A 12,297-nucleotide genomic window follows, 5' to 3' on the forward strand; every position below is an offset into this window, starting at 1 on the left:
CACTTTGCTATAGCAGCGAATGGCAGCTAAGCGGGCTGCGAACGCAGCATCGTAGCAGTGTCGCCAACGGCAGCTCTGGGCCGTTAGGGTAGGGCATCCTGCTTACAAAGTTCAGTTTGATCTAAGACTTTCACCATAAGTAGCCAAAAGCTAGGTCTTTGAAAAACAAGCAAATCCAATCCCATTAATTCAGTCCCACTATTAACGAGTTCCGACACGCGCTCCGATCCGTTATCGCTAAGCAGACGCGGCTTGTGGACGACATGAACCCGATCGCAGCCGGAAGCCTGCAACGCCAGGTCTAATGTGTCAGTCACATCCTCCGCGCGCATGGTGGTGCAAAGCTTCCAAGAGATGATTTAGCGGCTTTAGTCATCCAGGATCGTGCTGAGATAAAACCACCCCCAGCCGATCACCTTGAGATAGGTGAAGTCGGTCTGCCAAAGCTGGTTGATTGCTGTCGTCTTATGCTGGAACTCTTCTGCTGCTTTCAGGACGATGAAGGCAGGACTGATGATCAGATCATGCGCCTTCAGCACGCGATACACGGTAGATTCTGACACGAAGTAGCGTTCCTGATCCGTGAAGGTCACCGCCAGTTCGCGTGGTGACAGTTCCGTCTCCTGCAGCGCGAAGCTGACAACCTTGCGCTTCACTTCGTCAGGCACGCGGTTCCAAACGTGCTTTGGCTTGGGAGATTGATCCTGCAGCCCAGCCTCACCACGCTGCAGATACCGATCATACCAGCGGTAGAATGTGGTGCGGGGAATGCCCAGTTTGGCCAGTGCCCGACGTGCCGACAGATGGCTTTCTTCCACCAGCCGAATGTTTTCCAACTTCTCTGATGCGGCATACCTCATTCGCGGTCGTCCCCATCCACTGCCCGGCAGTTGATTGCGCAGCAATCAATGGGAGGGGCCGAGCATGCTTTTTTTGAGAAGACGCAGCTCAAGCGTCTGCTCAGCGACCACTTCCTTGAGGTCTTTTGCCTCACGGCGCAGCTCTTTGACCTCATCTGTGTTCGCAGCACGCGCAGTGTCGCCAGCCAGACGCTTCTTCCCGGCCTCCATGAAGTCTTTCGACCACTTGTAGTAAAGGCCCTGGGATATGCCCTCGCGGCGGCACAGTTATGCAACGCTGTCTTCACCACGCAGGCCATCCAGCACAATCCTGATCTTCTCTTCGCTGGAATACTGCTTGCGCGTGGCACGCTTGATGTCTTTGACGATCTTCTCGCCGGGACTCTTTGTTGTCTTTCTCATCGTCCACTCCTTGGTGGTGACGATGAGTAACAAACACTCTCTTAGCAAATGACTCTATTTGGTCCCATAGGCGCTGACGTCAGACATATCACGGTCGCATCCACTGTTGTGACGTCAATGTCGCCATCACCATCTACATCCGATGCGATGGTCTTGGTCAGAGTGTCAGATGATTGGGCTTGGACGACCCTGCTACGGAGGCTGCCGTCGCCGTTCTGCACCTCCAGAACCGATGTGCTTTCGTTATCAACACCTAACGTGATTGTAAGGTCCTCGACAGTCTCTGCCGTGCCGTCGCCATCCAAGTCGCGGGAGATCACTTTACTCTGGCCATTTGGGCCAACAACCACTGTCTCCGAGGACCGCAAGCTCGCATCGCTATTACGCGCCACTGTGCTTTCCGTCCGGCTGCCATCTGAGTGCTCAACTATGCTGTTCGTGACCGCCAGATCGTCTACGCCATCGCCGTCCTCATCCGTACCCTTGACGCGGATCAATCCATCAATAGTGTGATTTCACTCGAGCCGCGAATGACCGATCCATCTTCGGCTAAGTCGTTGACTACAATACTGCGGCTGCCATCAACATTAGTGATGCGCGATTCTTCCTGATCAAACCATCCGCCGCCTGTACTGTCGCGCTGAACAAGCACATCCGTACCATCAGAGCTAGTTGTCGTCACCACCTGGTTCGTCAGAATGGCCGTTGTCAGAATAGCGCCAGAGTAATTGGCCACTGTTTCAGTTCTGCTGCCATCCGAATTGGTGACCGTAGTGATCGTCTGGGTGCGATCCACAGCACCGTCACCGTTGTCATCATAGCTATTTGTAATGTTCGCTCCATCGAAGCTTGTCACCGAAGTTACCCTATAGGCGACATCTCCGGTTGCGGCATAGGCTGTGCTGACCACAACCCGATTACCAGAACCATCCGTGCTTTCTATCTGATCTACTTTGTAGCCCTGCGCCTCGGCGAACAGGGTCGCGTTCGCAACCGTGCCGATTGTACCATCTGTTCGCGTGAAAGTCGTCTGCCCGGTAATCATGGAGCCATCAGGGAGCTCTATCCGCGTGGTATCGGCGGTAAGGTCAATCTCCGCGATCCCAAGCTCTGCCAGCGTCTTGGCCTCTGTCGAGCCATCCGGATTTGTCACCAACAACTTAAAGTCCGCGAACTGAGCGTCCGAAGCGTTTAGAACACCGTCGTCATTGCTGTCAAATACAGCCCGCAAAGCCGCGAGATCATCCTTCGCCGTCGGATCCCACTCTGTGAAAACATACTCCTTCTTCTCCGAGATTGCGCCATCACCATCATCGTCAAAAACCAAAACTGCATCACCGGCAGCCGCCCAAGCCGTCCGATGCAAGAGTCCGTCTCCGCCTGCATCCATGAAGACCGTCGACTTGCTCAGTTCGGTTATTTCAACGCCATCGCCATCCAAATCGAGAAGAATGGGTTTTCCACCACTGCTATCTCTGCCGCCATTTCCCTCGTTGCTCTCGTTGCCCTCATTTCCTTCGTTACCAGATTGTCCGTCAAACCAACCTTTGGTTCCATTTCTGCCAGAACCTGTAGTCGCTGTCGCCTCGTTACCTTCGTTGCCTTCGTTACGATCAACACCATCGAACCAGCCTGTTGTTCCGTTTAGACCGAAACCGGTTTTCGGGGAAGGAGTTAGAGCAGCTTCGATTTGAGCTTGAAGTTCGGCATATTGCGGATCAATAATCCCATGCCGCTCCACAAAGTTATTGTAATATCCACTGCCCCGGTAAAGTTGATGCCCTGGAGCCATTGGAACAACGTGCTCCTTAACAGTGCCATCTGGACCGATTACTTTGTAAACGTGATGATCTTGACCATTTATTCTTCTTGAGTCAGCATTTTCTACTACCGTACCATCGCGCGCCACACTCCTTGCTGTGCTCGCCGTGGCGTCCCAATGCGTAATTGGATTGTCTTCATGGGGTTCGATTCCAACTGAAAACATACCAGCATCTATCCCAGCTGTTCCATAGGTACCATCTTCTTTAAATGTTTGACCTACACTTAAGTCTAAGGGTCCTGCAGGAACTGACGCAGACCATCCCCATTCTGTCCCGCCTGAGTCAATAGTGACGTTTCGCCCCCATGATAACGATTCAGACACAACGCCATCTTGATCGCGTGCAATACCGATACTACCAACGTCAAAATTGAACGATGCAGTGACGGAACCCTTTACCGGGTGTGTTTGCGCAACTACTGTTTGAGATTTATTATTGTCGCCCATTACTTCAACCTGCTTTGTAGTTATAAAATTAACGCTCACCTACAGAACGCATTATGCTTCTAGAAAGGGTGTCTTTACATCGCATATCTAACAAAATTTCCTCTTCATAAGGAAGCCAAGCGACAAAAAAGCTAGCGTGATTACCGCCTATCTGGGTGGTAAGGCAACCTTCATAGGAATTCGCATCAATAGTATCTTCGAGTACATGACGAAAGCCACGCAGGTATCCTTCCAGCCCCAATAAATAACTATCTGAAAAACTTTCCCTCAAACAGTTATGAATATTTGCATTAAAGCTAATAAACAAGAATTTATCACTAGAAATCTGCGAGAAGGATTGTCTAATCTCCTCGACCATCTCGACATATGGGACCCAACTCTCTGGACACTGAGTAAAATCTCTAACATCGCTAGCAAAGACCGCCGAGCAAATAAGTGGAGAAGTGATGGCTGACAGTACTAATGCACGCAAACTAGATTGCATATCCGTAGTTCCCTCCGAGGGTTTTGAGGCCGGATTTGCGAAAAAACCGATCCAGATTGCTAGCATTCATGCCGGACGTGACATGGTATAATACAAATTTCGCGTTATGAGTTCGCGCCCACTCCTCGATGCCACGCTGCAACATGATCACCGCTCGCCCACCTAACATTGTAGATCTAACTTTTCTTTCTGTTGCTATAACATTTACAGTTACAACGTTTGCGTTGTCGCCAATGTAATAGCCGCCCAGCGAGGCGCAGCAAAACCTTACGCTTTTACCGCTTGACTTAACTGCTAAACCAAGATAATGCTCCGGCTTATTGATTGTGTCGTCAAATCGAGTTGAGAATTTCTTGGTCGAAAATTGCATGTCTGCGAAGACAGTTCCTTCGTGTGCCAGCCTAGCCAACTCACAAATCTCTGATCGATCGGCTTCAACCATCCTATTCACCTTCAAGCCAGCCATTACCGGACAGCCTGAGATAGATTAAAACTCAAAATTACACGCTCGCCATCTCTACCAGCAAGTTTAGAAAAACTTGGGTGCACCGAGTGGTACAGCCAACTTGGAAAGATCGATAGTTGACCAGCTGAGGGAGTGAATTTTACGCTCGTCCAGCACTCTACTGGACGTCGCCTATCTGAATCAAATTTCGCGGCATTCATGACATTACTTATTCGCGGGTTCACAAATTCGATTTCACCGCAATCTTCTGGTGTATGAAGGTAGTACACGCTACTCCAAAGCGCTCCCGGGTGAATGTGCGCGCTGTCATGGCTTCCCGGAGCGTTGATAATTGCCCACATACTGTCGATTTGCAGAGGATAGCTTGGATCGTACGCTAAATCGTCGGAAATACCCAATGCAGCACGCTTAATTAATGAGGCAAAGTGCTCGAACTCCCTGTCAGTATGCAGTGAATTTCCGCTATGACAGCCACCTAGGGTGGGTAGGTTTGATCTTGTTATTCCAACGGGTCGCGCGCCTGAAACTCACGAATCTCTAATACTCATTCATCATTGAGACCTTCTGGATTATTCATTTTTATATTGTATATAAGTGAGGAAAAATATCGCTCTTTTCCAAACTCAGCACTGATATTTTCCATAGTTCCTAAAGTCATGTTACGCCTTATTAGAAAGCAATCCTTCTCAAAAAACTCCACATTGATACCGCACGCATGTAAAACTGAAGAACACCCCTCTCGCTAGGAGTGAAAACTAGCCCACTATATCCGCACGAAAATTCATGGCATCCTGAAAGATATCAGGCTTATCAACAGCAGGCTGATGCTTCGTAGTGGCAAACGAGATGACACGTGGGCGATAAATAGTCCTTGTTTCGGAAAACTAAAACATGAGCGAAGCGCCGCTGGCAATAGCTTATTTAACAAAAGCTAAAAAACTTGAATTCTGATCGTTATGATGAAGTTTAATGCAACAGTCCCGTCGAAAGGGTGTAAACGCAGTGATCAACCTCATCGATGGTTTGTTGTTCGAGATGGAATTCCGGGGGATTTTCGTTGACCAGCCTGACAAGATCATTGCTTGATTGCATGTCAGCGTTAGCTGCCAACGGAAAAATTATTAGGAAACCCAGCGAAGTATGTTTCAGCATTGAGGTGCCTTTCGTTGCGAATATAGTCTGCGGATCGAGAAACCCTGCCTATCTTGTGTGGTCATATACAAGATAGCAGTGTCGCAGACAGCATGCGCTGATCCATGGCCCTAAGTTCTATTCTAGCGCTCTGCGGTCCGCCTGAAACCCGTGCGGTGTCAAATCTTACCTCTAACGCCGTTATATCTGCGAAATCGGGCAAAAGCTCACGATCAAAGCGGAGCTCTGTGAACCCGTTTTCAGCGCCAGCCCATGCGCTGTAGTGGTTGCTCTTGATCCGTGCATCAGCATCTCGGCCCTCATGGGGCGTTTTTGTCCAAATAAGCAGTTCCCCATCGCCGTCTTCGCTCGCGAAGCCACCAATTGAAGTCAATAGAAAATAAACATCACCAGAGCTGCGACAATACGCGGTCAAATGCGAAACACGATCGTAGGGCGACGGTTCATCCAAACGTTCACTTACTACGATGATCCCATCGCGATAAGGTTCCATCACAAAGGGCCCAAAACCAACCTCAGGATGATACGTCACGCGGTAACCTACCATTTCCTGCCCGGTCAGCACAGGCGCTTCATTCTCACGCAGCAACAGCCCAGGATCAGCACCCATTTCGAGCACATAAGTGGTCGCTGTGACAGCGTTCGCAATAACCTGCCCACCCTGTCCCTGCACAGGATCAGCCCATGCGAAATTAATCTGGCCTTGACCTTCGGCCAGGTAACGCGCCGACCCGCCAAGAAACGCATAAACACAGGCATACGCGCACACGCCGGGCTGTGCTTCGTATCTGCCAGCCTGCACGCGCCCTACAATGGTTTGATAACCTAGCGCACGGATTATACGGCCAAGCGCCATAGCGGCTTTAACATCACCACCGTTGCTGTTGATTAGTACTTTGTTGCCATCAGATTGCGCCACCACCGCCTTGAATAAGGCTGGCGCGTCTGCACTGATCGTGCCATCAATCACGATATGGCAGCTTTCCCATGCGTTTGCGAAACAGGTCGAAGAGATGTCTGTCCCTGACGCCGGACCAGTTGACCAAAGCAAGCCAAGAACAGCAAAAAATCTTAAATGCATATACATCTCGAGTAGTTGACAATCGAACAATCACAAGTATGCAGCCAAGTAAGGCTGCAAAGCTGCGGGCCATCGCAGGCAGGATCATCTGACTGTTGCGAATGATCAAGACCGCATCAGAGTTACCAGCAAATACTTTGGTGATCCCAACTATACGCGCTTGATGGCCGCTGATAGGCTAAACGCTCTCATCGAGGAGCCACTATGAGCAGCAAGAAACTGACTTTACTGGGCATGTTGTCGTTTTGCATATGCCTAGTAGTTGCCTTTTTTTCCTTTGCCAGAGTATGGGAAATCGACGAGGTATATCGTGAACCCAACGGGGAGATTTACCATATTGCGGCAACGGAATACACGATTATGTCTGCGTTGTGTTTGATGGGGCTTGCTGGGGCGGCCATCAGCTTTTTCATGGTGTTCATGGATTTTTTTGGTATGGGCGATGATGAGGAAACAGAATGATCGGCATCGTTGGCACGTATATGGTTTGTCGAGGCATTGTCATCGTTGCTGATCGGCACAAAAGCGCTAATCATGTTCCAAGGCATGAAAGGCCGGTCTTCTTGCCGTCACTTCGGCGGCATCAGTTCATAGAGAGTTGAATGCAATAGCTGCGGACGTTCGCCAAAGCGGACAATCGCCATGTCATTATCAGGTAACAGGTAAAGCATTTGACCTCCACGGCCCATAAATAAGCAAACGGTCCGGCCAGCGTTTCACCTTCATGGTCCAGAACATCATGTCTGAGATGCCATCCATAAGATCCTTCGCGCCGCTGCGAAACGGCCAAGTCAGGCAGGATGAAGTCCCGCCAAGGGTTATCAGCCAGAAATGGTTGCTCGGGCGTACCATTGTCCAAAAGATAACGCCCGACCTGCAACCAATCCTTGGGGCGTGCATGAAGACAGCAATAGGCAACGACACCATCGGCCCGTGAGTAAGAAAGCCAGTCAGCGCTTGCTGCCCCTGCGGGCTCCCAGATCAAATCCGAAAGAATTTGGGAAAGGGATTGATTATAGACTGCTTCCAGGACAGCCCCCAAAAGCGCTGTGTTCACGCTTTGATAAGCAAATTGACCTTGCATAGCGGGATCGACCGTCAGGTCTGGCAGAACAGCCTCTGTTCCAAAGACATGCAGTCTGGCCAACGGTCCAAAAGGCGAAAAGCCTGCGTCGTCCACGGACTTCGGCGGCTCGCCATCGAAAAGCAGACCTGATGTCATGGTCAGCGCTTCGGCTATGGTGACATCCGGCGCTTCTGGGCCCAAATAAGCTGGCAGCGGATCGTCAAGCGATGCGATTATCGGCCAAAGCACGTATCACCAGGGCACCAACAAGGCTTTTCACCAAAGAGAAAGAATTTAGCCGCTTTTCAGTCCCGAAATCGTAACCATAGCTTTCGAAAATCAACGAACCACCTTTGTCGACAAGTATAGCACGGCCACCTGCAGCATCGAAAAGCGTTTGTGCCGCTGCTGGTATTGCAGGAACACCGGTTGTACCTACACTGTTTACGCCGTCGACATGGTCATAACGTCCGCCATCGTTCCAGACCTCGGACGGAAAGCCTTCGCGCAAAAGAATAGGAACTTGCGGTGCAAATGCGAAAATTCTGGCACTCACTGCCCCCGCGGCAAGAAGGCATACTGCCAATAAACGCTTCAGACTAATCATGTCGGCAAGTGCGTCATAGGACGCACGGGAGAAGCCATATGGTATTTGACCCGCCTTCGCTTGAGATCCGTTATCGCTTCCACACAAGTATGGGGCTAGAGCCTCAATCAGCGCAAAGAAATCACAAATGCCGCACGCAACGATGGCTTCAAACACAGGGCGAAGCAGATCATTATCAGGGATCATACCGTTCCGGTACTTTGAGAAAGTTCTGTGAGCCAGCGCTTTGCTGATTAAATCGAGGCGGACAATCGCCGACACGCCAAGCTCATGTAAACCGCGCTGGACAAACACCGCTCAGAACGCACCGCGATTGACACCTTGGCCAGTTGCGGCAACAACTGTTTTTATGAAAAGCGTTTTATTGGCCTGCATCGCTATTTTGTCTGCCTGCGCATTGGCTACAGATGACAGCAATCCCCGTATGGGTGAACCCAATTTGATCATTATCGAGTTTCGAGGTTGGGATGGTGCAGGTGCGGAAGAGGTCGCAAACGCTGTCATTCGCCCCGACGGATCGCTTTGGTGTAGTCTTGGTAGCTACGAACCACGCGTTCGTGGTCGCGTGACGCGCTACGCAACAACAGAGGCCTACGAACAGGTTGCCGCTTTGATTAAGGAGAATGCGAACACAGGCGCAGGGCCTTCAGGCGGTGACATCCTACGTCTCAATGCACCTGACGATATCACAGGCTACACCGATGTTCTGCCCGGTGCGGGTGAAGAGTATCTTCCATCACTGCTGGTCCAAAACGTGTCCGAAATTCTAAACAGTGCCACAGATGGGCAATGCTTCATTTGGGGATGAGCGGAGCGAAGTTGATTTGCTTTTGACGCAAATGAGGTTTTTGCGTTGAGCCAAGACTGCGATATGCGTGATCAGGAAATGCGGCAGCCATCCTATCTACCAGAACTGATAACCGCAGTAAGTGCTTTTTGAAGCATGGCATCCTGTAGGGGACTTCCATAAGGTCACTGATAACTGAAGGAAGGATAATTATGCCAATTGTCGGTTTTGGTGCCTCGATGAAGGATTTTGGGATGCTAAAGATTATCGCCGCGTTTTTGGTAATCATCCCGCAGTATGCGATTAGTCAACCTCACTATTTTGCAAGTGATGAGGAGGTCGCGGCGGCGAGCTGCTCCTCCAATACTGAAAGAGAGCTTGGCGCGCGTTCTCTAACGAATGCGCGCACAGACGTCAGCGGCACCCTTCATGGGCGGTTTGTTCAATACACCGAAGATGCATCGTCGGAATTTTCGAGTTCTGCCGCATCAAAGGCGGTGTTCTTCATCGAGATTAAGCAAGGGTCCGCTTTTTTTCGCTCTATGGTGGTAACTCGTTTTACAGCGGACATCTGGTCGCATGGAACAATTCGTGGCTTCTTTGCGCCAAATCTGGCGCGGCGGTTTTTAGTAGTATTGACGTCTCGAAACCCTACCTGCGCATATTCCCCGAAGAAGACAGCCTGACGGAAGGTGGGTATTACGAACGGTTCCGTATCCAGGAATATTGGGAAGAAACGAGTCGCGTAGTAAGGTCACCGATCCAACTCGTCAGTAGCAACTGGATATTGCAACCTTGCGACGGTGTGCAGATTGAAGCGCGTTGCATTCCTTTTGACGAAACATATTTGGACATCAGTTATATGTGGCTAGACGATGTTTCATTCCTCAGCGAACTGACACAACTGGAATATTTGGACATAGGGTTTAACCCGCTCCATGATCTGTCGCCGCTGCGCCACCTCACAAAGTTGAAAGAGCTTGATCTGGGCGAAATGCGGACAGATGACGTTGCTTTGGATATCTCATCGTTTGCCTATTTGCAGAATTTGGTCACGCTCGATATCTCAGAGAATGTGATTGACGATCTATCGCCACTCAGCGGTCTGACACAGCTTGAAAACATCATTGCTTTCAGTTCGGACATTCATGATGTGTCGCCACTTGCGAGTATCGAAAGTCTGCGCATGCTTCAGCTTCAAAACACGTCCGTGACGGACATCGCGCCGCTTGGCATGTTGCCAAACCTTGAAATCTTGTACCTGGACAGTACCAATGTGACGGACATATCAGCCCTAAGAACACTTCCAAAGCTTGCGGATTTGGCCCTGCCAGATGGAACAGAGGCGCGTGGCCATGCAGCAATACAAGAGGCATTGGCGCAGCGGTGAACGGAATGAAAGCTATGAAACAAGCGAAGTTGCTAATTTGTGTGATGTCGTTGTTGTCGGCGCTGCCTGCCTCTGCACAACGCTGGTGCGCCCAGCAACTTACACTGTTTGAGGGTATCGCGGCGATCAACGAACGCTATGCAAACCCATCTGCTAATCTGCCACCGGCTGCTGCGATGGTCGTCATGGGCAGGATGAATGAAAAATACCAGTTTGCCGGTATAAAACTGTCAGCCGATGATGGCGAGGAGGATATCGCGTTTAAGGTGAGTCCCGGCCCGCCCACAATATGGGGGATCATAGGGCGCGTACCGCCACAATTTCTAGGCGCTCGCCATTGCCGGCGAACCATTTGTCGGCCTTGTGCATGTCGGTGCGCCTTGGCTGGATGACGGGATGATCTTGACGGAAAAACGAACGCGCTTGTACTACAACAAATTTAGCACTGAGTGCAGCGAAGGCTACGTGCCCAACCCTACGCCGGAATTCATTGAACAGGTCAGGCTCTGCCTCACCACAGGCCAGTGCCAGTGATGAATAGAATAAGTGTTCTATAGCGGTACAACATTGACCTGAGACGCCGCGTTTCGCCAATGACTTTCGAGCTGCAAAGTGATCGATCAAAGAGTCTGATAAGCAATCATGAAGTCTGGGCAACCACCGGCGACAAAATCCACGTCGCGATTGTCGAATCCATGCACTGCGAAAGGATTTTTTGAAGGGTGCCAGAATGACATCGCAAGGTGCGGTGTGGGGAATATCGCGGCAGCGCAGCGAACGACCTGCCGTAACTGCGAAGCAATGCTTCGTTAGCAGCATCGCCAAACATCAACGGCGGGAAAGTCCGGAGGCTGTGTGAAAACTCCCCTGATGATCTGAATGATGGTATTGTTTCTGCATTCGTTGCGGAGGCTTTCCATGGGTCAGTTTATCGAAGGGGTGGACCGCCAGCAGGCGCTTTTGCTGCCTGAGTGTCTCGATGATTATGTAAACGAAAACAACCCCGTCCGAGCGATTGATGCCTTTGTGGACATGCTCAGTTTGGCTGAGTTGGGTTTCCAGGCCTCGCCAGCTGCGACCGGTCAGCCCGGTTATCATCCCGGGGTTATGCTGCGCATTTATCTCTATGGGTATTTGAACCAGATCCAGTCTTCGCGGCGGTTGGAACGGGAGTGCGGTCGCAACCTGGAACTCATTTGACTGACCGGCCGGTTGAGACCGGACTTCAAAACCATTGCTGACTTCCGCAAAGATAATGGGCCAGCGATGGAAAAAATTGGCCTCCTTGACCGCGAGGTTGACGAGCGCGACGCACGGCTGGTCTTCGTCGTGGCGACGAATGCTGGGCGCGCAAAACTGTCTGAAGCGCTTTCCACGTTCTCAAAGCGAGCAGGTTATCTGTTCGGCGACCGTTGCGAACGCCGAGCGAGTGATGGCCGTCTGCACTGGGACCGTATTGCTTGGAATGACAGGGCTGCTTGATGGCCGCAGAGTGACGACGAACAAGCTCGATTTCACAAGCACAGTCCCGCTCGCCCCGCACGTCGAGTGGGTCAAAGAAGCGCGATGGGTTGAAGACGGCAAGTTCTTCACATCTTCCGGTGTGTCAGCGGGAATGGACATGGCGCTCGCCGTGGTGGCGAACCTTTTTGGAGTAGCTGCGGCAGAGAGATTGGCCTTGGCCTGCGAGTATGAGTGACACCGGGATTCCGCCAGAGACCCGTTTGCGAAGT

At 51.0% G+C, this 12,297-nt stretch carries 15 protein-coding genes and 2 pseudogenes; 8 read left to right on the plus strand and 9 right to left on the minus strand.

The features are described 5' to 3' along the window. Window positions 1-212: 212 nt before the first annotated feature. The 7 genes and pseudogenes from KIN_RS22340 to KIN_RS01055 form a co-directional block, all read right to left on the minus strand. Window positions 213-1,262, minus strand: a pseudogene (locus tag KIN_RS22340) (DDE-type integrase/transposase/recombinase); the annotation flags it as partial. Window positions 1,263-1,303: 41 nt separating this feature from the next. Beyond that, complete coding sequence (locus tag KIN_RS01030; protein ID WP_159804105.1) at window positions 1,304-1,759, minus strand: hypothetical protein; 456 nt, start codon at window positions 1,757-1,759, stop codon at window positions 1,304-1,306. Continuing rightward, on the minus strand, window positions 1,756-3,531 hold the full coding sequence (locus tag KIN_RS01035) for an SPM autocatalytic domain-containing protein (RefSeq protein WP_159804106.1): 1,776 nt from the start codon (window positions 3,529-3,531) through the stop codon (window positions 1,756-1,758). The genes KIN_RS01030 and KIN_RS01035 overlap by 4 nt, the downstream gene beginning before the upstream one ends. A gap of 28 nt (window positions 3,532-3,559) precedes the next feature. Next, entirely contained in the window at window positions 3,560-4,015 is a 456-nt protein-coding gene (locus tag KIN_RS01040) for a hypothetical protein (protein WP_159804107.1), read from the minus strand. After that, on the minus strand, window positions 4,005-4,457 hold the full coding sequence (locus tag KIN_RS01045; RefSeq protein ID WP_159804108.1) for a hypothetical protein: 453 nt from the start codon (window positions 4,455-4,457) through the stop codon (window positions 4,005-4,007). The genes KIN_RS01040 and KIN_RS01045 overlap by 11 nt, the downstream gene beginning before the upstream one ends. 23 nt (window positions 4,458-4,480) lie before the next feature. Continuing rightward, window positions 4,481-4,984: a TIGR02466 family protein gene (locus tag KIN_RS22630; RefSeq protein WP_159805286.1), complete on the minus strand. Its 504-nt coding sequence runs from the start codon at window positions 4,982-4,984 to the stop codon at window positions 4,481-4,483. Window positions 4,985-5,694: 710 nt separating this feature from the next. Continuing rightward, entirely contained in the window at window positions 5,695-6,714 is a 1,020-nt protein-coding gene (locus tag KIN_RS01055) for a hypothetical protein (protein WP_159804109.1), read from the minus strand. Window positions 6,715-6,918: 204 nt separating this feature from the next. Between KIN_RS01055 and KIN_RS01060 the strand changes: the two genes are divergently transcribed. Further along, complete coding sequence (locus tag KIN_RS01060; protein ID WP_159804110.1) at window positions 6,919-7,176, plus strand: hypothetical protein; 258 nt, start codon at window positions 6,919-6,921, stop codon at window positions 7,174-7,176. 121 nt (window positions 7,177-7,297) lie between these two features. Here the strand turns inward: KIN_RS01060 and KIN_RS01065 are convergent, their stop codons facing one another. Then, window positions 7,298-8,029, minus strand: coding sequence for a serine hydrolase (locus tag KIN_RS01065; RefSeq protein WP_159804111.1), 732 nt, complete (start codon window positions 8,027-8,029; stop codon window positions 7,298-7,300). Continuing rightward, entirely contained in the window at window positions 8,001-8,648 is a 648-nt protein-coding gene (locus KIN_RS01070) for a hypothetical protein (protein WP_159804112.1), read from the minus strand. Before KIN_RS01070 ends, KIN_RS01065 begins: the two co-directional genes overlap by 29 nt. 88 nt (window positions 8,649-8,736) lie before the next feature. Here KIN_RS01070 and KIN_RS01075 point away from each other — a divergent pair, with 88 nt between their 5' ends. The 7 genes and pseudogenes from KIN_RS01075 to KIN_RS01100 all read left to right on the plus strand — a co-directional run bounded on the left by KIN_RS01075 (window position 8,737) and on the right by KIN_RS01100 (window position 12,263). Next, window positions 8,737-9,195, plus strand: a complete 459-nt coding sequence (locus tag KIN_RS01075) for a hypothetical protein (protein WP_159804113.1) — start codon at window positions 8,737-8,739, stop codon at window positions 9,193-9,195. Between the two features lie 191 nt (window positions 9,196-9,386). Next, window positions 9,387-9,860, plus strand: a complete 474-nt coding sequence (locus tag KIN_RS01080) for a hypothetical protein (RefSeq protein WP_159804114.1) — start codon at window positions 9,387-9,389, stop codon at window positions 9,858-9,860. A 176-nt stretch (window positions 9,861-10,036) separates the two neighbouring features. Continuing rightward, window positions 10,037-10,564 carry a leucine-rich repeat domain-containing protein gene (locus tag KIN_RS01085; protein ID WP_159804115.1) on the plus strand — a complete coding sequence of 176 codons (528 nt, stop codon included), beginning with the start codon at window positions 10,037-10,039 and terminating at the stop codon, window positions 10,562-10,564. 14 nt (window positions 10,565-10,578) lie between these two features. Further along, a complete protein-coding gene (locus tag KIN_RS01090; RefSeq protein ID WP_159804116.1) occupies window positions 10,579-10,956 on the plus strand; it encodes a hypothetical protein in 378 nt (125 codons plus the stop codon). A 526-nt stretch (window positions 10,957-11,482) separates the two neighbouring features. Beyond that, window positions 11,483-11,842, plus strand: a pseudogene (locus tag KIN_RS01095) (transposase); the annotation flags it as partial. Next, window positions 11,831-12,046 carry a winged helix DNA-binding protein gene (locus KIN_RS22275; protein WP_207710120.1) on the plus strand — a complete coding sequence of 72 codons (216 nt, stop codon included), beginning with the start codon at window positions 11,831-11,833 and terminating at the stop codon, window positions 12,044-12,046. The pseudogene KIN_RS01095 and the gene KIN_RS22275, both read left to right, overlap by 12 nt. Then, window positions 12,030-12,263 carry a type 1 glutamine amidotransferase family protein gene (locus KIN_RS01100; protein ID WP_243144783.1) on the plus strand — a complete coding sequence of 78 codons (234 nt, stop codon included), beginning with the start codon at window positions 12,030-12,032 and terminating at the stop codon, window positions 12,261-12,263. The genes KIN_RS22275 and KIN_RS01100 overlap by 17 nt, the downstream gene beginning before the upstream one ends. Window positions 12,264-12,297 lie beyond the last annotated feature (34 nt).

The sequence above is a fragment of the Litoreibacter roseus genome (assembly GCF_009811795.1).
Lineage (GTDB): Bacteria > Pseudomonadota > Alphaproteobacteria > Rhodobacterales > Rhodobacteraceae > Litoreibacter > Litoreibacter roseus.

Bases quoted from the DNA above. Each gene is read 5' to 3' on its own strand.
- KIN_RS01040 (WP_159804107.1), bottom strand. From the start codon at position 4,015: ATGCAATCTAGTTTGCGTGCATTAGTACTGTCAGCCATCACTTCTCCA.
- KIN_RS01080 (WP_159804114.1), top strand. From the start codon at position 9,387: ATGCCAATTGTCGGTTTTGGTGCCTCGATGAAGGATTTTGGGATGCTA.
- KIN_RS22275 (WP_207710120.1), top strand. From the start codon at position 11,831: ATGGAAAAAATTGGCCTCCTTGACCGCGAGGTTGACGAGCGCGACGCA.
- KIN_RS01075 (WP_159804113.1), top strand. From the start codon at position 8,737: ATGAAAAGCGTTTTATTGGCCTGCATCGCTATTTTGTCTGCCTGCGCA.
- KIN_RS01100 (WP_243144783.1), top strand. From the start codon at position 12,030: ATGACAGGGCTGCTTGATGGCCGCAGAGTGACGACGAACAAGCTCGAT.
- KIN_RS01055 (WP_159804109.1), bottom strand. From the start codon at position 6,714: ATGCATTTAAGATTTTTTGCTGTTCTTGGCTTGCTTTGGTCAACTGGT.
- KIN_RS01085 (WP_159804115.1), top strand. From the start codon at position 10,037: ATGTGGCTAGACGATGTTTCATTCCTCAGCGAACTGACACAACTGGAA.
- KIN_RS01045 (WP_159804108.1), bottom strand. From the start codon at position 4,457: ATGGTTGAAGCCGATCGATCAGAGATTTGTGAGTTGGCTAGGCTGGCA.
- KIN_RS01060 (WP_159804110.1), top strand. From the start codon at position 6,919: ATGAGCAGCAAGAAACTGACTTTACTGGGCATGTTGTCGTTTTGCATA.
- KIN_RS01090 (WP_159804116.1), top strand. From the start codon at position 10,579: ATGAAACAAGCGAAGTTGCTAATTTGTGTGATGTCGTTGTTGTCGGCG.
- KIN_RS01035 (WP_159804106.1), bottom strand. From the start codon at position 3,531: ATGGGCGACAATAATAAATCTCAAACAGTAGTTGCGCAAACACACCCG.